Annotated in this window: 23 protein-coding genes and 1 tRNA gene; 7 read left to right on the forward strand and 17 right to left on the reverse strand. The window is 69.1% G+C overall.

The features are described 5' to 3' along the window. Positions 1-33: 33 nt before the first annotated feature. The 3 genes from AB5J73_RS05755 (at position 34) to AB5J73_RS05765 (ending at position 3,733) form a co-directional block, all read left to right on the forward strand. Positions 34-789: an ATP-binding protein gene (locus AB5J73_RS05755; RefSeq protein WP_370968666.1), complete on the forward strand. Its 756-nt coding sequence runs from the start codon at positions 34-36 to the stop codon at positions 787-789. Between the two features lie 294 nt (positions 790-1,083). Continuing rightward, positions 1,084-1,239, forward strand: coding sequence for a hypothetical protein (locus tag AB5J73_RS05760; protein WP_370968667.1), 156 nt, complete (start codon positions 1,084-1,086; stop codon positions 1,237-1,239). Between the two features lie 1,495 nt (positions 1,240-2,734). After that, the gene (locus tag AB5J73_RS05765; protein WP_370968668.1) at positions 2,735-3,733 is read left to right on the forward strand and encodes a hypothetical protein; all 999 of its coding nucleotides are present in this window, start codon (positions 2,735-2,737) and stop codon (positions 3,731-3,733) included. 712 nt (positions 3,734-4,445) lie between these two features. On the opposite strand, the gene AB5J73_RS05770 is transcribed toward AB5J73_RS05765, so the two are convergent. From AB5J73_RS05770 to AB5J73_RS05785, 4 genes are all read right to left on the reverse strand, one after another. After that, positions 4,446-4,522: transfer RNA gene (locus tag AB5J73_RS05770), tRNA-Leu, on the reverse strand. Between the two features lie 23 nt (positions 4,523-4,545). After that, the gene (locus tag AB5J73_RS05775) at positions 4,546-5,874 is read right to left on the reverse strand and encodes a ricin-type beta-trefoil lectin domain protein (RefSeq protein WP_370968669.1); all 1,329 of its coding nucleotides are present in this window, start codon (positions 5,872-5,874) and stop codon (positions 4,546-4,548) included. A 191-nt stretch (positions 5,875-6,065) separates the two neighbouring features. Continuing rightward, a complete protein-coding gene (locus AB5J73_RS05780; protein WP_370968670.1) occupies positions 6,066-8,201 on the reverse strand; it encodes a hypothetical protein in 2,136 nt (711 codons plus the stop codon). After that, positions 8,198-9,070 carry a purine phosphorylase gene (locus AB5J73_RS05785; protein ID WP_370968671.1) on the reverse strand — a complete coding sequence of 291 codons (873 nt, stop codon included), beginning with the start codon at positions 9,068-9,070 and terminating at the stop codon, positions 8,198-8,200. The genes AB5J73_RS05780 and AB5J73_RS05785 overlap by 4 nt, the downstream gene beginning before the upstream one ends. 169 nt (positions 9,071-9,239) lie before the next feature. Between AB5J73_RS05785 and AB5J73_RS05790 the strand changes: the two genes are divergently transcribed. The 3 genes from AB5J73_RS05790 (at position 9,240) to AB5J73_RS05800 (ending at position 11,153) form a co-directional block, all read left to right on the forward strand. Next, positions 9,240-9,950, forward strand: a complete 711-nt coding sequence (locus tag AB5J73_RS05790) for an NUDIX domain-containing protein (protein WP_370968672.1) — start codon at positions 9,240-9,242, stop codon at positions 9,948-9,950. Positions 9,951-10,020: 70 nt separating this feature from the next. Then, on the forward strand, positions 10,021-10,230 hold the full coding sequence (locus AB5J73_RS05795; RefSeq protein ID WP_370968673.1) for a hypothetical protein: 210 nt from the start codon (positions 10,021-10,023) through the stop codon (positions 10,228-10,230). Further along, the gene (locus tag AB5J73_RS05800; RefSeq protein ID WP_370968674.1) at positions 10,227-11,153 is read left to right on the forward strand and encodes a toll/interleukin-1 receptor domain-containing protein; all 927 of its coding nucleotides are present in this window, start codon (positions 10,227-10,229) and stop codon (positions 11,151-11,153) included. Before AB5J73_RS05795 ends, AB5J73_RS05800 begins: the two co-directional genes overlap by 4 nt. A gap of 52 nt (positions 11,154-11,205) precedes the next feature. On the opposite strand, the gene AB5J73_RS05805 is transcribed toward AB5J73_RS05800, so the two are convergent. From AB5J73_RS05805 to AB5J73_RS05815, 3 genes are all read right to left on the reverse strand, one after another. After that, positions 11,206-12,540 carry an NAD(P)/FAD-dependent oxidoreductase gene (locus AB5J73_RS05805; RefSeq protein ID WP_370968675.1) on the reverse strand — a complete coding sequence of 445 codons (1,335 nt, stop codon included), beginning with the start codon at positions 12,538-12,540 and terminating at the stop codon, positions 11,206-11,208. An 84-nt stretch (positions 12,541-12,624) separates the two neighbouring features. After that, positions 12,625-13,308, reverse strand: coding sequence for a uracil-DNA glycosylase (locus AB5J73_RS05810; protein WP_370968676.1), 684 nt, complete (start codon positions 13,306-13,308; stop codon positions 12,625-12,627). Next, a complete protein-coding gene (locus AB5J73_RS05815) occupies positions 13,305-13,964 on the reverse strand; it encodes an endonuclease V (protein WP_370968677.1) in 660 nt (219 codons plus the stop codon). The genes AB5J73_RS05810 and AB5J73_RS05815 overlap by 4 nt, the downstream gene beginning before the upstream one ends. 31 nt (positions 13,965-13,995) lie before the next feature. Between AB5J73_RS05815 and AB5J73_RS05820 the strand changes: the two genes are divergently transcribed. Next, on the forward strand, positions 13,996-15,489 hold the full coding sequence (locus tag AB5J73_RS05820) for a S10 family peptidase (RefSeq protein ID WP_370968678.1): 1,494 nt from the start codon (positions 13,996-13,998) through the stop codon (positions 15,487-15,489). A 232-nt stretch (positions 15,490-15,721) separates the two neighbouring features. Here the strand turns inward: AB5J73_RS05820 and AB5J73_RS05825 are convergent, their stop codons facing one another. The 10 genes from AB5J73_RS05825 to AB5J73_RS05870 form a co-directional block, all read right to left on the reverse strand. After that, positions 15,722-16,558: a hypothetical protein gene (locus tag AB5J73_RS05825; protein WP_370968679.1), complete on the reverse strand. Its 837-nt coding sequence runs from the start codon at positions 16,556-16,558 to the stop codon at positions 15,722-15,724. Then, positions 16,555-17,340, reverse strand: coding sequence for a hypothetical protein (locus AB5J73_RS05830; RefSeq protein WP_370968680.1), 786 nt, complete (start codon positions 17,338-17,340; stop codon positions 16,555-16,557). The genes AB5J73_RS05825 and AB5J73_RS05830 overlap by 4 nt, the downstream gene beginning before the upstream one ends. A gap of 49 nt (positions 17,341-17,389) precedes the next feature. Beyond that, complete coding sequence (locus AB5J73_RS05835; RefSeq protein WP_370968681.1) at positions 17,390-18,172, reverse strand: hypothetical protein; 783 nt, start codon at positions 18,170-18,172, stop codon at positions 17,390-17,392. Between the two features lie 46 nt (positions 18,173-18,218). After that, a complete protein-coding gene (locus AB5J73_RS05840) occupies positions 18,219-19,055 on the reverse strand; it encodes a hypothetical protein (RefSeq protein WP_370968682.1) in 837 nt (278 codons plus the stop codon). An 83-nt stretch (positions 19,056-19,138) separates the two neighbouring features. Continuing rightward, positions 19,139-20,830 (reverse strand): S8 family serine peptidase, encoded by a 1,692-nt coding sequence (locus tag AB5J73_RS05845; protein WP_370972951.1) that lies wholly within the window; start codon positions 20,828-20,830, stop codon positions 19,139-19,141. A gap of 103 nt (positions 20,831-20,933) precedes the next feature. Next, positions 20,934-21,932 (reverse strand): ABC transporter ATP-binding protein, encoded by a 999-nt coding sequence (locus AB5J73_RS05850; protein ID WP_370968683.1) that lies wholly within the window; start codon positions 21,930-21,932, stop codon positions 20,934-20,936. After that, a complete protein-coding gene (locus AB5J73_RS05855; RefSeq protein ID WP_370968684.1) occupies positions 21,925-22,920 on the reverse strand; it encodes an ABC transporter ATP-binding protein in 996 nt (331 codons plus the stop codon). Before AB5J73_RS05855 ends, AB5J73_RS05850 begins: the two co-directional genes overlap by 8 nt. Before the next feature lie 6 nt (positions 22,921-22,926). Continuing rightward, positions 22,927-23,880, reverse strand: a complete 954-nt coding sequence (locus AB5J73_RS05860; RefSeq protein WP_370968685.1) for an ABC transporter permease — start codon at positions 23,878-23,880, stop codon at positions 22,927-22,929. Further along, positions 23,873-24,802, reverse strand: coding sequence for an ABC transporter permease (locus AB5J73_RS05865; RefSeq protein ID WP_370968686.1), 930 nt, complete (start codon positions 24,800-24,802; stop codon positions 23,873-23,875). Before AB5J73_RS05865 ends, AB5J73_RS05860 begins: the two co-directional genes overlap by 8 nt. A 105-nt stretch (positions 24,803-24,907) precedes the next feature. Beyond that, positions 24,908-26,533, reverse strand: a complete 1,626-nt coding sequence (locus AB5J73_RS05870; RefSeq protein WP_370968687.1) for an ABC transporter substrate-binding protein — start codon at positions 26,531-26,533, stop codon at positions 24,908-24,910. Between the last annotated feature and the right edge of the window lie 307 nt (positions 26,534-26,840).

Genomic DNA, 26,840 nt, shown 5'->3' on the forward strand with positions numbered 1-26,840 from the left:
AGCGCGGGCTCGTGGCGCCGCCGAGGCGGAACAGTGACCACCGGAGGCGGTCTGCTCCTGGTCCTGGAGGAGCGGGCGGAGTCCACCGTGGCGACCGTGACCGGCACCTTGACCTCGGCCGGCTACCCCGAACTCCGCGACACGGTGCTCAAGGTGGCCACCGAAGCGCCGGAGTGCGTCATCGCCGACATCCGGGGCCTCGACATCGGCGACGACACCGCGATGACGGTGTTTTCGGTCATCGCCGGGCGGATCAGCCGGTGGCCGGGGATCCCCTTCGCCGTCGTGACCGACCGCGAGGACCACCTGACCGCCATGGCGGCGCAGCGACGCTTCCCGGTCTTCGCGGACGTCCCCACGGCCGAGCGGGCCCGCGACCACCCGCCCCGCCTGCGGGCGGTGCAGCTGCTGACCGCCTCGCCGAACGCGTCCGCGGTCAGCCGGGAGTTCGTGAGCCGGGTCTGCGCGGCGTGGAACGCACCGGGCTTCGTCGACGACGCTTCGGTGATCGCGACCGAGCTGGTCGAGAACGCGATCCGGCACACGACGTCGAACCCGAGGCTCCGGCTGGAGCTGTGCCGCGGCGTCTTCACCGTCGCGGTGGCCGACAACGACCCGCGGCCGGCCGTGCTGCGCGAACGGCCCCACCACCGCCAGCACGGGGTCGGGCTCATGCTGGTCGCCCAGACCGCGCGACACTGGGGGTACAGCCGCTCCCGGGCCGGCGGCAAGGTCGTCTGGGCCGTACTGGCCCGGCGCGGCCGCTTCGAACTCGGCACCGCCCGGTAGCGAGACCACTCGGCTGGGCGAACCCCGCCCGGCGTCTCCCGTTCTACGCTGGAAGACCGCGCCCCGGACCCCGGCCACCCGATTACGTGCACCCGGTGCACCGCGAGCGAAGGCGCGCTGATGGATGGCGAGCAAACCGATCGGCGTGAAGCAGGCCGGACAACCGCCGACCCGAACCGAACATGGCCCACCCGCCACGGCGGCGGCTACCCCCGCGGCTGGCTCATCCGCTACCGCCGCCGCGCACGCCCTGGCTCGTGCTCAGCGCCGGTGTGGCGCGAGCACACCGGAACCGTGGCTGGACAGAGCCTGCGCGACGAGCACACCAGCACCACCTGGGTACCCGTCCGCCCACAGGGATCAGCCGCCGACGAGCAGGTCAGCCTGGTCCGAGCCACCGACATCCTCGACGCCCGCCCACCGGGCTTCGACGAGCGTTTCCGGAACTGAAGGAGTCGGAATGGCAGCGGTTTTCGCGAGTCGGCCAAGCCGGTGACCCGCTTACGGCGGTCGCCGGCCATCGAGGCGGACCCGTTCGCGTTGACGGGCGAGGTGCGGCACCGGGCCGCTCGGCTGGTGGCGTCGACGTCGCACGATGCCGCGGATTGCCAGCTGCTGCTGGCGATGCTGGGGCTCACTCCCGCCGATGGTCTTGATGTGGTGGACGATGAGGTGGTTGGTGGCCGCGGGGCTGGGGGGTACGTCCGTCCGCGGGGTCAGTTGGGGGAGAGTCGGCGGGCTTAGTTGTGAGGTGCTGGGCTTTTTGCTGCCCACAACACTTCTCGCACCTGCGGGGCGACCGGCAGCACCTCTCCGACTAAGGAAAAGCGTGCCCCGGCGCTCAAATTTGACATCAGCAGCGAACGACCCCGCCCACTCTCGACGAGGAGCTGCGTGGTGCCCCGACCGGACTCGAACCCGCACTTTGTCGATTTGCAGGCCAGATCAGCCGCCATCGGTCGTTGTTGATCGACATGGGCCACCTCCTGCAAGATTAGCGCTTGCGAACGGTCGTCGCCCACCAAGATCAGCCATCATTGGGCGTTGATAGTGGGGCGAAACTGGGGCACCTGATCTTGACTCCCCCGCCTGGCCGGTGAGACTTGAACCAAGATCCCCTTGCCCCAATCGACAGAAGATCTGACGTCGTTTGCGTACACCACGACCACGGCTGACCTGCGGAAACCTGGGCACTGTCGGTGGTTGTTGGTCGCTGTTTGGTGGTGCCGTGTGGCGTGTATGTGACACGAATTTTTGGCCAGCGACGCTACTGGTCTGGAAAGAGGGCCGAGACAGCGTGGTGAGAGCTCTCGATCACAGTACGTGCCATGGCTGGCGTCCACAGCTCTTGGCCTGCTCCGTGCACTGTCTTGTTACGTAGCAGACGGCCGGCATCAAGGCGGTCGCCATCCCAGGCGGGCTTCGGCAACAATCCCTGGCGCTCGGCAGTTTTTACGAGATCGACGAACGGAATCTTCGTGCTCGCTTTCAAGCGGGACCGCAGAGCCACTTCCACCGCGAAGATGGACCATGTCCCTCCGACGGCGAACAGAGTGTAGGCGTAGTAGCCCTGGGTGTAGAGGTCTCGACTTGCTGTGAGTAGCTCTGCGGCACCTTGGGGTGTCGAATCGGTTCTAGGCCACGTCGATGCCTGCCTGCGTAGCTCGTGGTACCCCGAGTGCGCCGCCCCGTTCAAGCCTGCGAGGTTGATCATTCGTGGGTCCGGAGGAGGGGGCTCCCTATGGCCGAGATCCGCTCCCGCTGGGGTCCAAAGAGTCATGTAGAAATGATAACAAGATAGCCTATGAAGCACGGCCAAACGTGGTGGCTATTTGCAGCCTCCGTCGAACGCTGACGGCTCCTAGCAAATAGGACGAACGGGTGTAACGCGAGAAGTTGTCGCGACGACTATGCACGATCAAGGTCATCTAGGTGAGGAGTGGTCGTGGGGTCAGCAAAGCAGTCGAGAAGTACACCGTTTGAACTTGCACACCCTGTCTACCTCGACACTCCAATGTTGGTTAGTTTCTTGGCTGCACTCGAAGATGGGGTGAGTTACCACAGCGAAATTGCTGAAAAGCAAGCGCAGTCGAAAAAATCGACCGGCGAGGCGTCCGGCGCAGTCAAACTTCCGAGCCTTGCGTCCCTGCTGGGGTTAAATCTTTCTGTTAATGGTAAGTACTCCCGAGAGTCGGGTGGCGACCAAAGTACTGAAAGCAAGTTCATTCGTGAACACACATCCGCATCACTTTTTAATCGCCTGCGATCTCGTTTGCACGCGGACGGTCTTGTTCGTGAGATACCGGAGGGTGGCTCGATAGTCGACGTAGTTTCCGGTGACATCGTGGAGGTTGCGGGTCAGTTCGAAGCTACGCCATTGCGCCTGCTGATCGACTTCATGAAGAACGTGTACCCGTTCGCCGAGGAGGATGCAAAGAAGGCACTCGCGGCCCTCCCGGAAGTTAAGCGAAATCAGCGTCGATCTGGCTCTCAGCAGGGACGAGCTGACGAATTGCATCAAGTCGACGCGGCGCGCGAAGAAATCCTGAAGCGTATCGAAGAGCAGGAAGGGATCATGCGAACAATTGAGATATTGGAGCGCGACCTCTTGTCTTCGCCGATGGTTGACTTGATATTTCGACAGTCTGGATTTTCTGGACTGGTAACTGCGAATCGCGAGTACTTTACCTCGGAGGTTGCGGCGGCGCTTGTGGGCGGCCGGTTCTCTATGATCGGTAAAGTCACCGCAGTAGACGTGAGGGAGAATGCTTCTAATTCGGTTGTCCGCAGGGGCGGAATGGGAGCATTTGCAAATAGTATCGTTGTGCCAATGTTGAAGCAAATGAGAGAAGATATGCCAATTCACGGAGTCGAAATAGAGTTGCCTGAAGCTCACATCGGAGGACATTATATTCAGGTTATTCCCTTGGCTATCTTTGTCTAAGAATGCCAGTGAATATCACTTCTTAGTGGGTGGCCTTTCGGCATCTCGACGACCTGGCGCAGCCCGATCACGCTGTGTCAAGGGGGCACTTCCCGCCCGACCGCCGCTGACCTGCTCGGCCGCCCCCTGGACGCGGCGTGATAGCCCTCTGGGAGGTCGTCGAGATGCCGTTTGGCCGCACACGGACGCAACCGCCGCGCACGTCCCGGCCATCTCGATGACCTGCCCGTCCGGCGAGGACATTCTCTTCTTCTTGAGCTGCCGCTCCCGGTGCAGCCGCCGGCCGGTCGCGTGGGTGCCGGAGGCGGGCCCCGCGCGTGCCGGCCGATAGCGGCGCGGCCCCGGAGGGGCCGCCTTGAACAAGAAAAGAAACTCTGAACACAGTGATCAATCGCGCTTAGGCGGGAGCTGTTAGGCCGGAGTGAACTCGGCTAGGCAGCGGTAGCACTTGGAGTCCCAGTAGGACACCTCGCGGTTACCGCAGTTCGGGCACTCGTTCAGGCGCGCGGGGCTACTCGCCGCGCCAGATCGCCGACCTCCTCGGGCACGCGCGCCCGTCGGTTACGCTCGTCCGGTACGTCGGCCGTGGCGCGTGGCTTCGACCATCACGGACGCGATGGAAGACCTCTTGTGAGGGTTGCGGCAAAGCGGGGCGCAAGTGGGACTCATGATCTTCACCGCACCCCACACCGAAACCTCTGACCAGCGTGAATGGTGCCCCCGACGGGACTCGAACCCGCACTGAGTCGATTTTAAGTCGACTGCCTCTGCCGATTGGGCTACGGGGGCACCACACACTCTAGGTCACGCGCTCAGTTCAGCGTCCACGACTGGTTCGCCGCGCCGGTGCACGTCCAGATCTGCAGGGGTGTTCCGTCCGCCGAGCTGGGGCCGGTCGCGTCCAGGCACTTGCCCGAGGCCGGGTTCACCAGCTGCGCTCCCGAACGGGTCCACTGCTGGGCTCCCGTTCCGTTGCAGTCGTACAGCTGGACACGGGTGCCGTTCGCCGTGCCCGCCGAGGACACGTCCAGGCACTTGCCCAGGGCGCGCAGCGTGCCTGACGTCGAGGTCCACTGCTGGGCGTTCGTCCCGTTGCACGTGTACAAGTCGACCGCCGTTCCGTTGGCCGGTGAAGCGCCCGCGACGTCGACGCACTTGCCGCCGTAGCCCGTGATCGTTCCGCTTGACGACGGGGGTGGGGTGGTCGTGCCGCCCGTGATCGCGTTGAAGATGCGCGAGTACGCGTAGCCCGTCGCTCGGTCGTAGTCCTGGAGTTCCCAGAACGACAGCTCCGCGACGCCGTTCTGGGCGGCGAACGATTCGAGCTGCTGGGCGTCGGACTGGCTGAACTGGGCGCCGTCGTCGTTGCGGCCGGCGATCGGGGTCAGGCCCATCATCGCGTACGCCGCCGACGTCGAGATTCCGTACAGGCTTGCCAGCTGGGACGCCGAGGCGCGGGCGGCCGAAAGGGCGTCGCCCAGGACCGGCTGGCCGTCGTAGAAGTCCATCACCATCAGGTTGACCACGCTGACCTTGACGCCTTTGCTCTTCGCGTCGCGCAGCAGGTCGAGCTCGTTCGACGGGATGCCCGACGGGTCGACCGCGAGCGTGTAGTCGACCTGGACCGCCGGGTTCTGCTGCTGCAGCGCGGCCAGCGCCGAGTTGCGGCGCTGGTTGGACGCCGTGTCGTTCAGGACGCCGCCTTCGATGTCGAAGTCGAGGCGGGGGGTGCCATAGGTGTTGACGACGTTCGCGTACGCCGCCGTCAGGCTCGCCGTGTTCGTGCAGGTCTGGGCCAGTTCACCGCCCTCCGCGCCGCCGAAGGACGGGATGACGTTGCCGCCCGCCGCTTGCAGGGAGCTGATCTGGGACTTGAACGAGCCGACGCCGGTGCCGTTCGCCTCCCAGACCGGCGTGCAGCCGGACTGCGGGGTCAGGAACGCCAGCGTGTAGAACTTCGTGCCGGTCGCGCTCATGTCCGCGGCCAGCTGACCGGCGTCGGCGTCGCTGATCTGCAGGTACGGCGCCGCGTAGTGGGCCGGGAACGCCGGGCCGGCCGCGGCCGCGGTGGACGGGATCGCGACGGCGGCGGCGCTCAACGCCGCCGCGCCGAGTGCGGCTTTGGTACGGGAAAAGGGCATGGGAGCTCCAGGGGACCGTGCGGGGAGGGAGCCGGAGCGGACTTATTCCGCGTTGTGAAGAAAGGGTTTACCCGCTCACCGACCCAGTTGTCCAGACCATGTCGCTCACCGGCACACAATCGCCTTTTTCCGGCAATACGCCGAAATCCGTTGTTCCGGCGCAGAATGCCGGAACAACGGATCCGCGTCCGCTACACCTCGACGACGCCACCGTCGAGGAGCCCGGGGCCGCGCTCGCGGCGCCAGTCCTCCGAGCGGCGCCGGCGCCGCTCCTGCTCGCGGCTGATCCAGTCCCGCCCTTCCGCGGACACCGCCTCCAGTACGTGCAGGGCACCCGCGATCCCGGACACCTCGAGCGCGATGCGCTGCAGCGCCGTGTCGCTCTCGAGACTGGCGTCGGACAGGCCGTCGAAGCTCTCCGCCACCACCGAAATCTGTTCGCCGCTGATCAGGCTGAGCCGCAACGCGCGCCGGCGCAGGGATTCCGACTGCAGCAGCGTCGCCTGGTCGCCGCTGAGGATCTGGTAGCGCCACCCGTCGGCGTACCGGATGCCCACTTCGGCGACCCGCGCGGCGGCGAGCGAGGTGTACTGGAACGACGTCCGCTGCTCGTTGTGCACGTTCCCGGTGAGGAAATCGAGCTCGACCTCGATCTCGCGCACGCCGCTTTCGGACAGCAGGAAGATCAGCACGACGTACCGCGAATACCGCATCGGACCGTGGATGACCCGCGCCCGCAACGCGTTCGCCGCCCCTTCGGTCAGCACCACGTGCGTGACCAGGTCCCGGTTGCTCAGGCCGTGCCGGCGCAGCGCCTCGGTCTTCAGGAAGGTCTTGTCCAGGTCGAGCCAGCGCGCCATTTCCGCGTCGTCCGGCCGGTCGCGCAGGACCGCGAGCCAGTCCGCGTAGCCCTGCTCCTCTTCCGCGAGCAATTGCCGGCCGCGCAGCTCTTCCTCGGCGCGATGCCGCCGGTCCGCCACCACCTTGGTGACGCCGTTCAGCGCGAAGAACCCGCCCAGTGCCAGGAAGACCGCCGCCACGGCGAAGCCGTTCTGGCCGCCCAGCATCAGGAGCGCGGCGAAGATCGTCGTGCCGATCCCGATCCGGTGGACGGCGACCGCCGTGCCCGGAGGCCGCAGCTCCTGCCGGTAGGCGAACAACGTCCCCGCGCGCCACTGCGCCGCCGCCCGCTTCGCGTGCCACCGGATGAGCCAGTCGACGGCGTTGGCCTCGACCTGCGCGTTCCCGAACAGGGCCACGAAACGCCACTTGTAGTACTCGCACAGGCCCCTGGTGTCGTTCAGCCAGCTGCCTTCGACGTGCGGGCGCGCGTCCCAGAAGCGGGCTTCCACCAGCTTGTGGATCTGCTGGACGAAGTCCGTCCGCACCCAGTGGCCCGGCGAGGTGGCGGCTTGGTACTGCAGCGGGATCCCGTGTTCGCGATCGCGCTGGACGAGCCGGCGCAGGGCCAGTTCCCGTTCCGCGCCACCCCAGAACGCGGCCGCGACGCCGGCCGCGAAGAGCAGCAGCGCGGGGATGGCGATCGCGGGACGGCCGCTGCCGAAGCTGCCGAGGAAGGTGACCAGGCCGAGCAGCAGGCCGAGGCCGCCGAGCACCGGCTTCGCCCATTCCGACGCCGAAACCTCCGGCGCCTGGGTGGTGAAGTACCGCGGCGCGGCGGGGTCCGGCTCGAAGAACTTCCACGCCCGGCCCGCGCGGTCCGGCTGCAGCCGTTCCTCGCGGACGCGCTGGGCGTCCTCGGCGTCCAGGCTGTCCTGCAGCGCGCCGCCGAGGACCATGGCGAGGTGCCGGGTGATCTCGCCCTGCCGGTCCTTGGGCAGCTCGCGGAAGTTCGAGAGCGCTTTCGCGAGGTCGGCCGAGTCCAGCGTTTCGCCGATCTCCTGCCGCCACACGCAGGAGATCAGCTCCCACACGACGTTGAGCGCGGCGCGCCAGCCGTCGTGCGGGAACCGGCGCGCGGTCACGTCCGCGGTCCGGAACCGCAGGTAGACGTCGTCACCGATCTCGTTGAGCGAGCGGTCGCTCAGCACCGAAAGGGCGTAGTAGTACGCGAGCCGGGTCGACGCGTCGCCGTGGTGCAGCAGGTCCTGGAAGATCGACTCCGCCATCCGGGACGTGCCACCCAGCAGGTGGTTGAGAGCCACCTCGAACTTCCGCTCCGGCGGGTCCGATTCGTTGATGTTGTACGTCGTCTCGTGGCGGTGGAAGGTGCCGCCGAAGATCGCACCCACCTGCTGCTCGACGTGCGCCTGGCCGCTCGCCTCGTTGGTGTTGCGCACACCGGGGAATCCCTGGGGGAACGTCATTTCCGGTCTCCTCGCTGCGGCCCGACGGTCAGGTTCCCGTACACGGCGCCGATCTGCTGCCCCACCCGCGCGTGGTCGGTGGCGAGGTTGACGTTGCTGACCCCACGCGACTCTTCTGACGGACCGCTGGGGGCTTCCGCGTCCCCGTCGTCGATCTCGGCGATGAGCGCTTCGGCGAAGGCGGCCGCGTTGCCGGCAGCGACCGGCTGCCAGCCGGCCTCGTCGGTGACGTCCTTGCCGCCGCCCGCGTGGTCGCTGACGCCGCGGACGCTGATCGCCGGGAGGTCGTCGTTGAGGTGGCCGGCCAGCGCGAAGCCGGCGCTCTCCATTTCGACCGCGACGGCGTCGGTGTAGTTCTCGTGCAGCCACCGCGCGACCTCGGACGTCCGCGAGTCGAGCACGACCTCACCGGAGGCGACCGGCTCGAAGTGGACGCCGGGACGGCCGTTCGCCGGCACGGCGGCGCACCATTCGCCCGCGCGGCCTACCGACCGTGCCAGCTCCAGCAGCCGGTGGGACGGGCTCCACGCCTGCGGGCTGCTCCGCATGCCGTCGTCCGTGCTGCGGCCGCCGTGGTAGGCGTAGACCTTGGTCGCCACGACGACGTCACCGAGCCGGGTCCAGTCGCGGAGCCCGCCCGCGACGCCGACGAAGACCATCGCGGCCGGCGAAAACTCCGCCGCGGCGCGCTCGGCGACGGCGGCGGCCGCGGCGTTGCCCGCCCCCACGAGCCCCAGTGCGACCCGGCGCCGGCCGAGCTGCCCGACGTGGAACAGCGTGCCGGCCCGGTGCGCGCGGACCGTGGCGCCGGTCATCCGGTCGAGCACGGCGGACCGCTCGACCTCCAGCGCGGTCAGGACGACGATCACGCGACCACCACTTCCCCGCGTTCCACCATGACGTTTCCTCCCTCGTTGCGATTTGCAGGGTGCAAAGTAGTCCTGACGGACCGTTCTCGTCAACGAGACGAATATTGACCGGCCGCTACACTGTGCACTATGGACAGTTCCGCCACGGTCGTTCCCCCGGCTGTCGAACATGCCTGAAGCCGAGGAGTGGACGATCCCGGAGGTCGCGCTCGCCGTCGACCTGGCCGTCTTGACGATCCACGACGGTTCCCTGCAGATCATGCTGATCAGGCGGGGAATTCCCCCGTACGAGGGAATGCTCGCGCTCCCCGGCGGCTTCCTCGCCTCCACGTCCGAGGACCTCGACCACGCCGCCACCCGCGAGCTGTCCGAAGAAACGGGTCTGGACGCGAAAGCGTTACACCTGGAGCAGCTGCGCACGTACGGCGCGCCCGGGCGCGACCCCCGGCAGCGCGTGATCACCGTTTGCTACGTCGCGTTCTCGCCCCAGCTCCCGGCCCCCACCGCGGGTGGCGACGCGCGCGACGCCGTGCTCATGCCGGTCGAGAAGGTCCTCCGCCCCCGGACGCAGGTCGCCTTCGACCACAAGAAGATCATCGCCGACGCCGTGGAGCGCGCCCGCGCCAAGCTGGAGTACACGACGCTCGCGGCGGCGTTCTGCGCGCCGGAGTTCACGATGACGGACCTGCGCGAGGTGTACGAAATCGTCTGGGGCGAACAACTCGACCCGCGCAACTTCCACCGCAAGATCACGGGAGTCGAGGGGTTCCTGATCCCGACCGGGGAGCGGGTTTCCCGGCAGCCCGGGCGCCCGGCGGCGTTGTACCGCCGCGGGCCGGCGACCGTGCTGCACCCGGCCATGCTCCGCAGCCGACCGTAATCGTCAGCTTGACGTTAACTGGCGCGCGGGGTTACCGTCATGGGGACAGTAATCGTCAAACTGACGGGAAGTGGTCGAGATGGAGATCCACTGCAACGCCGGGCGCGCGATCCGGACCGTGGCACTGGCGTTCACGATCGGCGCGGTACTGGGCGGCGGCGTCGTGGGTTACGCCTCGGCCGAGCCGGGCGGCCAGGACGAGGTCCGGGGTGCCACGGCGCCCGCGTACGACGTCGTGAAGACTGGCTTCACGGAACCGACATCCCGGGGAGACCATTGAGCGACGGTGGCACCGAGTCGATCGAGCTGTTCATCGCCCACGCGTCGGAGGACAAGGACGCGCTCGTCCGCCCGCTCGCCGCGTACCTGACCAGGGCCGGCGTGCGAGTCTGGTACGACGAGTTCTCGCTGAAGGCGGGCGACAGCCTTTCGCGCTCGATCGACAAGGGGCTCGCGACCGCGCGCCACGGCCTGGTCGTGCTCAGCCCGGCGTTCCTGGCGAAACGCTGGACCGAATACGAGCTCCGGGGGCTCACGGCCAAGGAGATAGCGGGCGACCAGAAGGTCGTCATCCCCGTCTGGCACAACGTCGATGTCCAGGACATCCTGGCTTTTTCGCCTCCGCTGGCCGACAAGTTCGCGGTGACGAGCAAGGACCGCGGCTTCGACGACATCGCGACCGAGGTGCTGCGCGCGATCCGGCCGGATCTCGATGAGAAGCAGTCGGTTCTTCGCAAGCTCATGCGCGGTCCCGGCCCGGATGCCGAGATCTTGCACGTACCCGCGAGCGAGTTGGGCGTCGTGCCCCGACCGAAGGTCGTCGAGGCGGAGGCGCACATCGCCGTCCGTGCCGCGAACATCGTCAACACACTCGGCCGAGCCAATCCGAAGGTCGTCGGCGACTTCAGGACTTTCGTCGCCGACCTGTACCGCGATCTGCACCCGGAGGTGGAGCTCCGGGTGTGGGAGCGGATCGCCGCGGTCTTCATCCTGGTCGACGGGATGACCGAGCTTTCCCCCGAGCAACGGGAACGGCTGGTCAGCCTCATCGTGATGATTTCCCTCGGGAACTTCGACGAGCTCGATCGAGAGGACCTTCCCCGGCACATCGCGGCGTTGACCGCCGAGAAGTGGCTGGCGTTCTCGGAAATCGCCGAACACGAGTGGGTCCGGTTCTCCACCGAAGGCATGCCCGAGGACTGAACCGCCGAAGGCCTCCCGCGCGGACACGGGAGGCCTTCGGGAAGCGAAAACGTCAGGACTTCGAAACGCGCGCGAACTCGTCCTTCGGGTTGTTGATCTGCCCCAGCGAGATGACCTCGCGGCGGAACAGCCCACCCAGGATCCAGTCGAACAGGATGCGGATCTTGCGGTTCCACGTCGGCATCGCCTTGAGGTGGTACGCGCGGTGGAAGAGCCAGGCCGGGAAGCCCTTGATCTTCAGGTTCAGCGCGTCGGCGACGCCCTTGTGCAGGCCGAGGCTGGCGACCGCGCCGAGGTTCTTGTGGTAGTAGTCCTTCGGCTTGCCGCCGCGGATCACCTTGATGATGTTCTTCGCCAGCAGGGTCGCCTGGCGGACCGCGTGCTGCGCGTTCGGCGGGCACGTCGCCGTCGGGTCCTCTTCGGTGCGCGAGAGGTCCGGGATCGCCGCGTTGTCGCCCGCGGTCCAGACGTCCGGGTGGCCGACGACCTGCATCGCCGCCGTCGCCTCGACGCGGCCGCGCTTGTCGAGCGGCAGGTCCGAGTTCGCCAGCACCGGGTTGGCCTTCACGCCGGCGGTCCAGATCAGGGTGTCGGTGTCGAACTCCGTGCCGTCCGAGAGCACGACGTGGCCGTTCTCGAACGACTTCGCCGCGGTCGACAGGTAGACCTCGATGCCGCGCTTCTCCAGCTGCTCGACCGTGTACACGCCCAGGGTCTCGCGGACCTCGGGCAGGATGCGCCCGGCGGCCTCGACCAGCACCCAGCGGACGTCGGCCGGCTTGATGTTCGGGTAGTAGTTCTCCACCGCGAACCGGGTCATGTCCTCGAGCTCGGCCAGCGCCTCGATGCCGGCGAACCCGCCGCCGACGACCGTGAAGGTCAGCAGGCGCTTGCGCAGCTCGGGGTCCAGCGTGCTCGCGGCCTCGTCGAGCTTGGTCATGATGTGGTTGCGCAGGTAGATCGCCTCGCCGATGGTCTTGAAGGCGATGCCCTCTTCGACCAGGCCGGGGATCGGCAGGATGCGCGCGACGGCGCCGAGCGCGACGACCAGGACGTCGTAGCCCAGCTGCTCGATGTGGCCGTCGGCCGCCTCGACCGTAACCGACTTCTTGTCGTTCTCGATCTTGGTGACGCGCGCGGTCAGCACGTGGCAGCGCTTCAGCACCCGCCGCAGCGGCACGACCACGTGCCGGGGCTCGATCGCGCCGGCCGCGGCCTCCGGGAGGAACGGCGCGTAGGTCATGTGGGGCTGCGGGTCAACGACGGTCACGGAGGCCTCGTTGGCCCGGAGCATCTTCTGGAGGCCGTACGCCGTGTAGAGCCCGACGTACCCACCACCGAGGACGAGGATCCGAGTCGGTTCCGACTTCGACTTCGCAGCAGCCATGTCCTCATGGTGACACCTTCGCCGCGACCTCGCTCGGGGGCCCCATCCGGCTGTGACCAGCGTCGCTGCGGTTTCCGTAACGATTCAGTCGTGCCCCGTCACCGAGGTCGCGGCGCGGAACACGTCCGCCACCATGGCGTGGGTCACGCGGTGAGTCTGGACATTGCGCGGCGAGACGTGGTAACAGCCGAAAAGCCGCAGGTCGCCCAGCTCCACGACGGCTCCGTGGGCGAACGCCGGACGCGGCTGGGGCACCGGCCAGCCCGCTTCGGCGAGCACGGGCAGTAACGCCTGCCAGCCGAACGCCCCGAGCACCACGATCGAGCGCAGTGTCGGACGTAACAGCGTCAGCTCCTCCGCGAGCCACGGACGGCACGTGTCCCGCTCGGCCGGCGTCGGCTTGTTCTCCGGCGGGGCGCAGCGCACCGGCGAGACGAGCCGCGTGCCGTACAGCTCTAGGCCGTCGCCCGGCCGCTCGGACGTCGGCTGCGACGCGAGCCCGACCTCGTGCAGCACCCGGAAGAGGAAGTCACCCGACGGGTCGCCGGTGAACATGCGGCCGGTGCGGTTCGCGCCGTGCGCCGACGGGGCCAGCCCGACGACCGCGAGCGACGCGTCGGGCGGCCCGAAGCCCGGCACCGGGCGCGCCCAGTACTCCTCGCCGCGGAAGGCCGCCTTCGTGCCCGCGACGCCTTCGCGCCAGGTGACCAGCCGTGGGCAGGCCCGGCAGGACGAGACCGCCGTGTCCAGCTCGGCCAGTGACCTCATCGCAGCGCTGCCCGGGACAGCCGGTCGGCCCGCCGGGTCGTCTCGGGCAGGCGGTAGCGCGGGGTCAGCGCCAGGGTCAGCCGGCAGGCGTGCGCCAGGTCGATCCGGTGGCCGGCCGAGACGTACACCGGTTTGACGCCGTCCTGGGTCCGCAGCACCGCGCCGACCTCCTCCCCGGCGTCGAGCAGCGGGACCGACGAGCCCCGGGCCACCGGCGGCTCGGGGTGGGTGCCGACGAACCGCGTCTTGCCGACGCCGAAGGCGGGCAACCCGGTCAGCACGCCGAGGTGGCAGGCCAGGCCGAAGCGCCGCGGGTGGGCGAGGCCGTGGCCGTCGCAGACCAGGACGTCCGGCTCGCGCGCCAGCTCTTCGAGGGCGGCCAGCAGCGGCGGCAGCTCGCGGAAGGCGAACAGGCCCGGCTCGTACGGGAAGACGGCCTTCGCGCGGTGCGTGCGTTCCTCGACCACGGTGAGCCCGGCGGTCTCGAGGGTGACGACGGCCGCGGCGATGCCGTCGTCCTCGTCGTAGGCGACGTCGAGGCCGGTCACCGTCGGGGGCAGCTCCGGCAGGTCGTCGGTGCGGTCGACCCGCCCGCGCAGCGTCTCCTGGACGGCGAGGGCCTCCTCGGCCGTCGACGGCCAGTCCCCGGTGTGCACCAAGTCACCCTGCCACAACTAAGTTGGGGCCATGGCGGACACGACCCCCGAAGAGGCTCCCGAGAAGAAGGCGCCCGAAACCGCGGAGCTCCCGGCCGAGCCGACCGACGACATCGTCACGACCCAGCACACGCTCACCGTGAAGCGGAAGAAGCTCGCTTACACGGCGAAAGCGGGCCGGGTCGTGCTCCGCAAGGAGGTCGTCAAGGACGGCAAGTCGGAGGGCTTCAAGGCGAAGGCGGAGGTGTTCGTCACCTCCTACACCCTCGACGACGCCGACCCGGGCACGCGGCCGGTGACGTTCGCCTTCAACGGTGGCCCCGGCTCGTCGAGCATCTGGCTGCACCTGGGCCTGCTGGGCCCGCGCCGGGTGCTCTCCGGCGACGTCGACGACCTGGTGCCGCCGCCCTACGGGCTGGCCGACAACCCCGAGACGCTGCTGGCGCACAGCGACCTGGTCTTCATCGACCCGGTGTCGACCGGCTACTCGCGGGTCGCGGGCGGCGAGGAGACCAAGGACTTCCACGGCTACCAGGGCGACATCGAGTCGGTCGGCGAGATCATCCGGCTGTGGGTGTCGCGGCACCAGCGCTGGCTGTCGCCGAAGTTCCTGGCCGGCGAGTCGTACGGCACGCTGCGCGCCGCCGGGCTGGCCGCGCACCTGCAGGACCGGCACGGGCTCTACCTCAACGGCCTGCTGCTCATCTCGTCGGTGCTGGACCTGGGCACGCTGCAGTTCACCGAGGGCAACGACCTGCCGTACTCGCTGTACGTGCCGACCTACGCGGCGATCGCGCACTACCACGGCCTGCACGGCGACCGCCCGCTCGACGACGTCCTGGCCGACGCGGAGGACTTCGCGGCGAAGGACCTGCCGTGGGCCCTCTCCCGCGGCGCGCGGCTGTCCACCCGGGACCGGGCCGAGGCAGTGGCCACCCTGGCGTCGCTGACCGGGCTCACCGAGTCCTATGTGGACCGCGTGAACCTGCGGATCGAGCACGTCCGCTTCTTCACCGAGCTGCTGCGCGACCGCGGCCTGACGGTCGGCCGGATGGACGGCCGCTTCACGACCTGGGAGCCGGACGGCGGCCGCGAGCACATGAGCGACGACCCGTCGATCTCCCGCGTGGTCGGCGCCTACGCGGCGGCGTTCAACCACTACGTGCGGGCGGAGCTCGGGTACGAGAACGACCTGCCGTACGAGATCATCCACGAGGACACGTTCAAGGCCTGGTCGTACAAGGAGTTCGAGGGCCGCTCGGTGTCGGTGGCCGACTCGCTGGCCACGGCGATGCGCGCGAACCCGCACCTCAAGGTCCACGTGGCGTTCGGCCACTACGACGGCGCGACGGCGTACTTCGCGGCCGAGCACGTGCTGGCCCACCTGCAGATCCCGGAGGAACTGCGCGACAATCTCGACACGGCTTACTACCCGGCCGGGCACATGATGTACATCCACGAGCCGACCCGGGCGCAGCAGTCGAAGGACCTGGCGAAGTTCGTCAAGAAGGCTTCGAACCGGTGAGTTCCGGCTCGTAGCGGGCGCCCGGCAACCGCGTCACGGTGTCGGGCGCCGGGCGATGCCGATCAAGACGGCGTCGGCAGGTCTGCGTGGTTCGCCCAGGCCCCCGCCGGTCGCCGAAAAGGCCGACGCAGAGCAGCGCGTCGACGACGAACACCGTGGTGCAGGCGCTGGGCTCGCTCTTGCCGCGGCGAACGCTCAGCCGGCCACTTGACCGCCGCCCGCTCGGCGGGGGTCACCGCGATCGCCGGGCCACCCCGGGCTGGGCCGGCAGCGGGACGCCGTAGCCGCCCGGTGGGAGCGCCGGGCGGCGCCGCCAGTGGCGCAGACCGCCGACGAGCTGCAGGGCGAGCGCGAGCCCCGCGTACCCGATGAGCCACGGCCCGAAGCCGGGCGGTTGCCGGTTGCCGGTGAGCAGGTCGATGAGCACCGGCAAGGCGCAGTACGACGGCATCGCCAGGTACAGGTCCTCGATCCGCACCACCGCGTCGACGGCGGCGGACGGCTCGTCCTCCGCGAGCACCGGCCGCCGCAGGATCCCGGTCGCGATCACGCCGAAGACGGCTCCGCCCAGCGCGAGCACACCGAGCCAGCTCCAGGCGTAGGTCCGGTACGGGGTCGCCAGGAACATCGTGATCCCGAGCGCGGCTCCCCCGGCGAAGGTGACCGCCGCCGACGCGAGGAACCAACCGCCCGGCAGCTCCCACCACGACGGCGGCGGCCGGTCGGACCGCTGGGCGCCCAGCTGGTGCGCGGCCCGCCGGTCCCCCGCCCGGATCGCGGACCAGAAGGCCAGTTGCAAGCCGAAAAGCAGGAAGTAGCAGATCTTGCTCTCGGTCATCTCCACGCCGCGGACGCCGGGCAGGTACTGCAGGCACTGGTAGCCGACCCCGCCGGCGATCGCCACCGGGAAGAACGCCGCCAGCCGGATCAGCAGCGTCCGTGTGTGCGCGCCCCCGCGGACACCGAGGCGGGTCGCCAGCAGGCGCGTCGGGACCCCCACGCGGACGCCGTGCTTGCCCAGCCACACCGCGGCGTGGACGAACTCGCCGCGGCTCGGTTCGTCCTTCATCGCGGCGCCACCTCCGGGTTGGGCCGGAGGACCCGGGAACGGCGGCGGTGCAAGACCCAGCCGACCAGCTGCGTCCCGACCGCGAGCACCGCGTACGCGACGACCACGGGCCGGGCCGACGGCGGAACCGGTACCGCGAAGAGCAGGTCACCGCAAGCCAGGTAGGCCAGGACGGCCGGGGCCGCGTAGGAGTGCGCGTCCTCGACCCGCAGCACCGCGTCGACCATGAACGACGCGGGATCGACCGCGACGACCGGCTCCCGCAGCACGGACCACCAGACGAACCCGGACTGGACGGCACCGAGCGCCAGCAACCCCAGCCACAGCGGCGCGGCCGGCGGCGCCAGCGCGAGGAAGAGCACCAGCCCGCCGGCGTAGGCGACCACCACCGACGTCAGGTACCAGCCGCCGAGGAGACCGAGGGTCCAGCGCAGGGCCGGCCGCGCGGCCGGGCGCACCAGCGCGGCCGCCGGCCGGTCGGCTTCGCGGACCGTCACCCAGCGCCACACCTGCGCCAGAACGACCAGTGCGCCGAGGACGAAGCCGCTACCGACCGCCAGGTCCCCGAACGCCTCGTGCGCCACCTCCATGCCGAAGGTGTTGACGAAGGCGATGGCGAACCCCACCGCCACGCCCACGCCGGGGCGCTTGGCGCGCAGCCGTTCCCGCACGCCGAGGCGCAGGGACAGCAACGGGACCGGCGTCCCCACAACGACCCCGTGCCGGGCCAGCCACTGCACGGCCATCGCCGCGTCGATGGGTCTCGGTACCTCTCCACCCACGGAAACCTCCCCCTTGTCCCGGAGTACACGCCCGAAGCGGCGTAAAGGTTTACCGGCCGCGATTTTCGCCGAGCGCGGCCCGGGGCTCCGTTCCGTAGTGGCCGGGCGGCAGGCGGCGGCCCCGGACCTCGAGCACGGCGCGGACGTGGACCACCGCCGCCAGGACGAAGTACGCGACCACCGGCACGACCCGCGCCGGCGGCCACGGCCAGTCGGTGGACAGGTCGATCCAAGCGAGGAACGTGAACACGAACGGCGCCGCGAACACCCGGGAGTCGTAGGTCCGCAAGGCCGCGTCCACGGCACGGGAAGCCTCGTCATCGGCGATCACCGGGGCGCGCAAGGCCCGGCCGAGGACCGGTGCCGCGCTCGCGGCGCCGATCACCAGCGCGGCGGCCCAGCCCACCGGGTTGACGGCGAGCGTCGCGCACAGCACCGCGCCGCCGCCGAACGTCGTCGCCACCGCGGCCAGGTACCACCAGCCCACCTGCCCCGCCGCCACCCGGAACGACGGCCGGGCACCGGCGGCGACCAGGCGGGCGGCGGCGCGATCGGCCTTGCGGATCCGGCGCCACAGCAGCAGCGGGTGAACGACGACGAGCGCGGTGAACACCAGGAACCGGGCGCGCACCGGGACCGGCGGGAGCAGGGCGGCCACCCAGACCACCGGGGAAAGCACGCCGTAGACCTGGTAGGTCCGCGTGGCCGGCACCCGGGCTCCGATGCGCACCGCGAGCAGCGGCGTCGGCTCGTCCACCGCCACGCCGTGGCGGTCCAGCCACATCCGCGCCGCCTGCCTTTCGGCGAGCGTCGTCCACGCCACTTCCACCATCGGACCTCCCCTGTCCCGCCTTGCACGGCCGAGAAGCCGAACCGGTTTACCGGCCGTAGTAGCCGGGCGGCAGCCGGCGGTGGCGACGGCGGACCAGCAGCCAGCCGAGCAGCTGCAGACCGAACACGACAACCAGGTACGCGAGCGAAATCCAGCCCAGCGGGCCCGGCCACGCCCAGTCGACCACGGACACCGGCATCGCCAGCACGGCATACGTGGCGGACGGGGCGAACCGGTAGGGGTCCTCGGCGCGCAGCACCCCGTCGACCACGCGCGACGCCGCGTCCTCGGCGATCACCGGCGCGCGCAGCACCCGGCCGAGCACCAGCGCCGTCGCGCCGGCGCAGCAGGCCAGCGCGAACGTGTTCAGCCCGATCGCGACCTCCGGCGGGTACCAGTGCTTCCAGGAGAACCGCGGCCCGGTCAGGAACGCCGCCGCGCACAGCGCCGCCCCGCCGAGGAACGTGAGGCCCGTCGAGACCAGGTACCACCAGCCGACCTGCCCGGCCGCCACCCGCAGCGGCGGCGGCGTGCCGGGCCCGGTCCAGCCCTCGGCGAGCTGCTCACGGCTCTGCGTCCGGCGCCAGCGCGTCACCTGGAACGAGGCGTAGAGCACAGCGAGGACCGCGGCTTGCCCCGGCAGGTCACTCTCGTGGTACACGGCCCCGGTGAGCGACCACAACACCGCGAATACGATCGCGAAGACGGGTGTTCCCCGGGTCCCGATCCCCCGGCCGCCGAGGCGCAGGGCGAGTACCCGGGTCGGCAGCCAGACCGGTGCCCCGCGCCGGGCCAGCCACAACCGCGCCTTGCCGACTTCGAGCACGGTCGGCTCGCCCGGCCACCGCGGATCGACCGGCAGCGCCGGTACACGCACGTCCACGCCGAATTCCCCCCTCGTCCGGCTCTACCACGCAGCAGGCCCCGGGAAGGTTGCCTCCCCGGGGCCTGCTTGCGGAACTCTCGTTACTTCAGGTACTGCGACCCGCGGGTCACCGCCGCGTAGGCGTCGACGGCGCCGTGGCCGTAGAAGCCGTTGAACGACGGGTCGCCCTGGCAGGTCGCGGTGAACTCCGGCCCGCGGCCTTCGTCGGTGTAGTCGACCGTCCGCGGGACCGGGCAGGCGATGTCCGACGCCGTGCCCTCGAGGACCCGCTGGACCTTGTCCGGATCCAGACCGAAGTCGCCGTGCGACTTCTTGCCGTACTGCGAAACGATCAGCGCCGCGACACCGGCCGCGTGCGGGGTCGCCATCGACGTACCCTGCAGCCACTGGTAGTAGCCGACCCGGCCGTCGGCCGCGGTCGCCTTCTTGATGCCCGCCGCGACACCGGCCGGCGTGAGGTTGCCGTCCGCGTCGATGTTGCCTTCGACGATGCCGACGTTCTTCGGGTACGCCGAGAGGATCTCGTTCTCGACCGTGCGGAACCACGGCGTGCCGAAACCGTCGCGGAAGTAGCCGCCCGGCGCGGAAACCGAGATCTGCTCGGTGCCGTAGTTCGAGTAGTCCGCCTTCGCCTGCGACGGGCCGAACGAGCTCACGCCGATCGTGTGGTTGCCTTCGACCGGCAGGTTCAGGCAGCTCGCGTTGTCGATCTGGCGCGGGTGCGTCGTGTTCGCCGGGTAGTCCGGGCTCGTGGTGTCCGGCTGCGGCGCGCCGAGGTCGGTGTGCTGGTTGCCCAGCGCGACGACCATGGTGACGCCCTTGCGGTGCGCGTAGTTCAGCGCCCGCTGGGTCGCCTCGATGATCGTGCGCTGCTCGGCCTGCTCCGCGGCCGAGTCGGCCGGGTTCGCCGTGCAGTTGTACAGCCACGGGTCGGTGTAGAACGACATGTTGACCACGTCGATGCCGGCGTCACCGGCGTAGGTCAGCGCGTCGACGGTCGGCTGCAGGAAGAAGTACCCCGAGTCCTGGCCGGCGCGGATGTTCACCAGCGTCACGTTCGGCGCGACACCCGAGATGCCGAAGCCGTTCGCCGCCGCGGCGATCGTGCCGGCGACGTGCGTGCCGTGCGCGCCGTCGTCGTGGTTGACCGGGTCGACGCAGCCGCGGAACTCGCACGGGCCGTCGACCTCGACGCCGTTGACGTCGAACGGGATGTCCTTGACGAAGTTGCGCGAGTCGGCCGCGTCGAAGTTCGGCGCGATGTCGGGGTGCGTGCCGTCGATGCCGGTGTCGATGACGCCGACCTTGACCTGCTTGCTGCCGGCCTGCTTGGTGCGCGAAAGGTCCGAGCGGACGGACTTGAGGCCCCAGAGCTGGTCGTCCAGCGGGTCCATCCCGACGGCCTTGTTCGCGGCGGCCTTCTTCGCGGCGGCGCCGCGGCCTTCCTTCTCGACGTTGTCGCTCTTCGTCTTCTTGCCGTCCTTCGGCACCGAGCCGATGACCTGCGCCTTGGCGGCGCCGAAGACCGCGCGGTTCGAGGACACGCGCTCGGTGAACCCGGTGGCCGGGGCGCTGGCCTTGATCAGGCCGACCGCGGAGTTGGTCTCCAGGACCGTGCCTCCCGCGGCCCGGATCGCCTGCTGCGCGGTCGCGATGCTCTGGACGTCCTTGGCGAGCACGGTGAACTCGGTCGCCGGGCCGGCCAGCGCGGGCTGGGCCGAAGCCACCGGCACCGCGACGGCCGTGATCGCCCCGAACAGCGGGACGGCCATGGCCGCGGCGAGAAGCCTGGGTCTCTTCACGATTCTCCTCCTCGGGAAAGCGGTTCCTGCACCGTATAGATCGGACATTGCGCAAACAACGGCCAAACGTACGTTATGGAACAACCGACTTCTGCTCCGCGAAGTGACAAGCTGACAAGTGCCCGTCCGTCCTGGGCTCGAGCGCCGGTACCTCCTCCGCGCACTTCTCTTGCGCTTTCCAGCACCGCGTGCGGAACCGGCACCCGGACGGGGGATCCAGGGGACTCGGCACGTCGCCGGTCAGCCGGATCACCTGGCGGCGGCCGCGCACGGCCGGGTCCGCCACCGGCACCGCGGACAGCAGCGCCTGGGTGTACGGGTGGGACGGTCGTTCGTAGATCTCCTCGTCGGTGCCGACCTCGACGATCTTGCCGAGGTACATCACCGCGACCCGGTTGGACAGGTGCCGCACCACCGACAGGTCGTGCGCGATGAACACGTACGACAGCCCGAACTCGCTCTGCAGGTCGCCGAGCAGGTTCATCACCTGCGCCTGGATCGAAACGTCCAACGCGGACACCGGCTCGTCGCAGATGATCACCTTGGGCCGCAGGGCCAGCGCCCGCGCGATGCCGATGCGCTGGCGCTGCCCGCCGGAGAACTGGTGCGGGTAGCGGTTGAGGTGCTCGGGGTTGAGCCCGACGACGTCCAGCAGTTCACGCACCTTCGCCGCGCGCGACCCCTTGGGGGCGACCTCGGGGTGGATTTCGAACGGCTCGCCGACGATGTCGCCGACCGTCATCCGCGGGTTGAGCGAGGTGTACGGGTCCTGCAGCACGATCTGGATCTCGCGCCGCAGCTTGCGCAGCTCGGCGCCGCGCATCGAGAAGATGTCGCGGCCCTCGAACTTCGCGGTGCCCGCGGTCGGCTCCTCCAGGCGCATCAGCACCTGGGCGAGCGTCGACTTCCCGCAGCCGGATTCGCCGACGACGCCGAGGGTTTCCCCGGGCAGCAGGTCGAACGAAACGCCGTCGACCGCCTTGACCTGGCCGATCGTGCGCTTGAACAGGATTCCGGTGCGGACGGGGAAGTACTTCTTCAGGTCGGTGACCGACAGGATGGGGTCAGGCACGGGAGTTCACCACCTCTTCGGCGAAGTGGCACGCGCTCGTCCGGCCGAAGCCGATCCCGAGCGGTGGCGGGACTTCCTCGGAACAGCGCGCTTCGGCGCGCTTGCACCGCGGGTGGAACGCGCAGCCGGGCGGGATGTCGAGCAAGCTCGGCGGCAGGCCCTTGATGGTCTCCAGTGTCTGTCCTTTGAGGTCCAGCCGCGGCAGCGAGTCCATCAGCGCGGCGGTGTACGGGTGGGCCGGGGCGCGGAACAGCTCGCCGACGTCGGCCTGCTCGACGATCCGGCCCGCGTACATGACCGCGATCCGGTCGGCGACTTCGGCGACGACACCGAGGTCGTGGGTGATCAGCACCAGCCCCATCTTGCGTTCGGCCTGGATCTCGGCCAGCAGGTCCATGATCTGGGCCTGGACGGTGACGTCGAGCGCGGTGGTCGGCTCGTCGGCGATGAGCAGGTCCGGGTCGAGCGCGAGCGACATCGCGATCATCGCGCGCTGGCGCATGCCGCCGGAGAACTGGTGCGGGTAGTCCTTGATCCGGCGCTCGGCGGCCGGGATGCGGACGGTGTCGAGGAGTTCGATCGCGCGCTTCCGCGCGTCCTTTTTGGACATCCCGAGCCGGACGCGCAGCTGTTCCTCGATCTGGAAGCCCACGGTGAACACCGGGTTCAGCGCCGAAAGCGCGTCCTGGAAGATCATCGCGATCTCGCTGCCGCGGACTTCGCGGCGGCGGTCCTCCGACGCCGTCAGCAGGTCTTCGCCGCGCCAGCGCACGGCCCCGCCGGTGATCACGCCGGGCGGCGTGTCGAGGATGCCCATCACCGTCTGCGCCGTGACGCTCTTCCCGGAGCCGGATTCCCCGAGCACGGCCAGGGTTTCCCCGGCGTGCACGGAGTAGCCGACGCCGTTGAGCACGTTCGCCACGCCGTCGGAGGTCCGGAACTCGACGTGCAGATCCTCAACCTCGAGCAGGAGTTCGTTGTCGGACAAGGGGATCTACCTCGACTTCGGATCGAGCGCGTCGCGGATGCCGTCGCCCAGCATCACGAAGGCCAGCACGGTCAGGGTGACGAAGGCACCGGGGAACAGCAGCATGTGCGGGTCGACGCGGAAGTAGTCCCGCGAGTCGCTGATCATCACGCCCCACGAGATCACCGGCGGGCGCACCCCGATGCCGAGGTAGGCCAGCGTCGCTTCGGCGCCGATGAACGCGCCGAGCGCGATGGTCGCGTACACCAGCACCGGCGCGATCGTGTTCGGCAGCAGGTGCCGGAAGATGATCCGCGGGGTGCTGGCGCCGAGGCCGCGCGCGGCCTTGACGTAGTCGAGCTGCTTGGCCACCAGCGTCGCCGAGCGCATGATGCGCATGGCCACCGGCCAGCTCAGCACCGCGATCGAGCAGACCACCTGGACGATGATCGTGACCGCGCCGGGGTTGGTGCCGGGCGCGTTGAACGTCGTCAGGATGACGATCGCGCCGAGCACGAACGGCAGGCCGGCGAAGATGTCGCCGAAGCGGGACAGGAGGCTGTCGACGAGCCGGCCGTAGTAGCCGGCCAGGATGCCGACGATCGATCCGATGAGGACGGTCAGCAGCGTCGAGAACACCCCGACCAGCAGCGACGCGCGGGCGCCGTAGATGGTGCGCGCGTAGACGTCGTAACCCTGGTTGTCGTACCCGAACCAGGCGTCCCCGGACGGGCCTTCGTTGGCGTGCGTGAGATCGCTGAAGCCCGCGTCGCGCGAGCTGAACAGGCCGGGCGCGATCGCGATCAGCACGATCAGGGCGATGATCACGGCGGAGGCGACGAACGCCGGCTTCCGGCGCAGCTGGCGCCACGCGTCGCTCCACAGGCTGCGGGGCTTGTGCGGGCCGGCGGCGGAGTCGTCGACGCGGGACAGCTCGGCCGCGTCGGCCCCGCCGCCGCCCACCAGGTTCGGGTCAGTCATAGCGGATCCTCGGGTCGAGAACGGCGTAGAGCAGGTCGACGATCAGGCTCATCAGCAGGTACACCAGCACCAGCAGGACGACGACGCCGACGACGGTCGCGCTCTCCCGGTTCTGGATGCCGCGGAAGATGAGCCCGCCCAGTCCGTTGATGTTGAACACGCCTTCGGTGACGATCGCGCCGCCCATCAGGGCGCCGAGGTCGGTGCCGAGGAACGTGAGCACCGGGATCACCGAGTTGCGGAGCAGGTGGACGCCGACGACGCGGCTGTTCGGCTGCCCCTTGGCGATCGCCGTCCGCACGTAGTCGGCGCGGCGGTTCTCGGCGATGCTCGTCCTCGACAGCCGGGCCACGTAGGCCATGGACAGGCTGCCGAGCGCGATGCCCGGGACGATCAGCTCGCCGATGCCGGGGTTGTCGGAGACGCTCGCTTCGATCAGGCCGAGCCCGTTGCTGCCCAGGGCCAGCTGCAGCACGATCGCGGTGACGAACACCGGCAGCGAGATCAGGAACGTGGTCGAGACCAGCACGAGGTTGTCGAGGAAACCCTTGCCGCGCAGGCCGGTCAGCACGCCGGCGGTGAGGCCGATGACCGCCTCGATGACGACCGCGACCACGGCCAGGCGCAGCGTGATCGGGTACGACGTGCCGATCAGCTCGCCGACCGACGTGCCGTTGAAGGTTTCGCCCCAGTCGCCGGTGAACAGGCTCCCGAGGTACTTGAAGTACTGGACGAACACGTTGTCGGCCAGGTTGAACTTCTCGGTCATCTGGGCGATGTAGGCCGGCGGGCAGGCGGCCTGGCCGCACTTGCCGGAGAAGGGGTCGCCCGGCACGGCCCAGACGAGGACGTAGATCAGGAACGTGGTGCCGAAGAACACCGGGATCAGCTGGAGCAGCCGTCGCAGGACATAGCGGATCATGACGAGTTCCTAGTGCGCGCCGGCCGTCGTGAGTGTTTAGGGCGGTAAGAACCGCCCTAAACACTCACGACGGCGTGGTGGTGGTTGCGGCAGGTCAGCGCGCCACTACTTCTTCAGGACCTCGATGGACTGGTAGTCCGGCATGCGGCGGAAGTCCAGCGCCGCCGACTTGAGGTTCTTCGACTTCGCCGCGACGCCCTTCTCGTCCCACACCGGGATCGAGGGCAGGTCCTTCGCGATCAGGTCCTCGGCCTGCTGGTACAGCTTGACGGCGGCGTCCTTGTCGGCGGTGCCGTCGGCCTGCGCGAGAACCGCGTCGACCTGCGGGTTCGAGTAGTCGGAGTCGTTCGAGGACCCGCCGGTCTTGTAGATCGGGTTGAGGAAGTCCTCGATGGACGGGTAGTCCGCCGACCAGTCCGAACGGCCCATGCCGGTCAGCTTCTTGCCGGTGACGATGCTGCGCCACTGGCCGAAGTCGGTCGCGGGCACGAAGTCGCACTCGACGCCGAGCGTGTTCTTGATGCTGTTGCACGCCGCGACCAGCGGTTCCTTGCGGCCACCGTCCGCGTTGGACGCGATGGTCAGCTTGCCCTTGAAGCCGGACTTCGCGAAGGCCTCCTTGGCCCCCGCGGGGTCGAACTTGCAGAACTGGCAGACGCCGGGCCGCGCGCCCGGGATGCCCTGCGAGATGTAGCCGTCGGCCGGCACGTAGGTGTCGTTCATGACGGTCTTGGTGATCTGCGCGCGGTCGATCGCCATCGAGATCGCCTTGCGCAGCTCGAGGTTGTTGTAGCCGGGCACGTAGTACGGCACGGCGATGGTGCTGATGCCGAGCAGGTGGCCGGTGACGAGCCGGTCGCCCAGGTCGGCCTTGTACTTGCCACCCGCGACCGCCGACGGCGGCAGCGCCTCCATGAAGTCGAGCCGCCCGCTCAGCAGGTCCTGGTAGGCGGTCTCCTGGCTGGCGTAGATCTTGATGTCGAGGTTCTTGAAGTTGACCTTGTCCGCACCCGGGTAGTCGTCGTTGCGGGTGAGCTTGATGTCCTGGTTCGGCGTCCGCGAGACGAACTTCAGCGGGCCGTTGCCGATCGGGTGCTGCTCGTAGCCCTTGGGGTCCTTGAAGAACGAGTCCGGCAGCGGCGCGAAAGCGGTGTAGCCGATCTTGATCGAGAAGACCGAGAACGGCGCGTCCAACGTCACTTGGAACTCGTAGTCGCCCTTCGCGACCAGGCCGGACATCTTGTCCGTGGTCGGCTTGGCGTTCTCGTCCGCGGGGTGGACGTCCTTGTAGCCCTGGATGTTGGCGTAGAAGTCGGTGTTGAGCTGGCCGTTCGGGGCGTAGGCGCCGTAGTTCCAGGCGTCGATGAAGTTGTGCGCCTTCACCTCGGTGCCGTCGTGGAACTTCCAGCCCTGCTTGATCTTGATGTCGTAGACCTTGGAGTCGGTCGTGGTGATCGAGTCCGCCATCAGGTTGAACGGCTGCGCGTCCGCGCCCTTGAACCCGACGAGCGTGGCGAACATCGGCTGGACGGCCTTCGTGCCGCCCAGCTCGTTGGTGTTGGTGGGGACCAGCGAGTTCTGCGGTTCGGTGCCGTAGACGCTGACCGTGCCGTCCGGGTCCGCCCCGCCGGCCCCCGCGGAACTACCCGACCCGCCGCCGCACGCGGCGAGCACGAGCGCCAGCGAAGTCATCACCACCGTGGGTCCCCAGAGCCTGCGCGAACGACGCATGATCCCCTCCATCTCCGTCTGCCCGAAAGGTGAGACGCACGCTATCGGGGGCGGTGAAGCCGATCACAGGACTGCGGTGTTGCAAATCAGTGACGACCGTCAGGACCACCTGGTTGGAGCACAACCAAGGTAGGAAACGGGATGGTCCGGACGGCCCAGCGCGGACTGCTGGTCATCACCCGCTCACCCAGGGTTTCCCTTGTGGCGCAAGCTCTTTCGGGCGGCCGAACGGTCGGTCGGGAGGCCGCCCGGCCATCCGGCGAGCGGGCGGGCACCCGCGGCGAGCCGCGACGGTCCGGACCACGGC

Origin of the sequence: Amycolatopsis sp. cg9 (assembly GCF_041346945.1) — a bacterium.
Lineage (GTDB): Bacteria > Actinomycetota > Actinomycetes > Mycobacteriales > Pseudonocardiaceae > Amycolatopsis.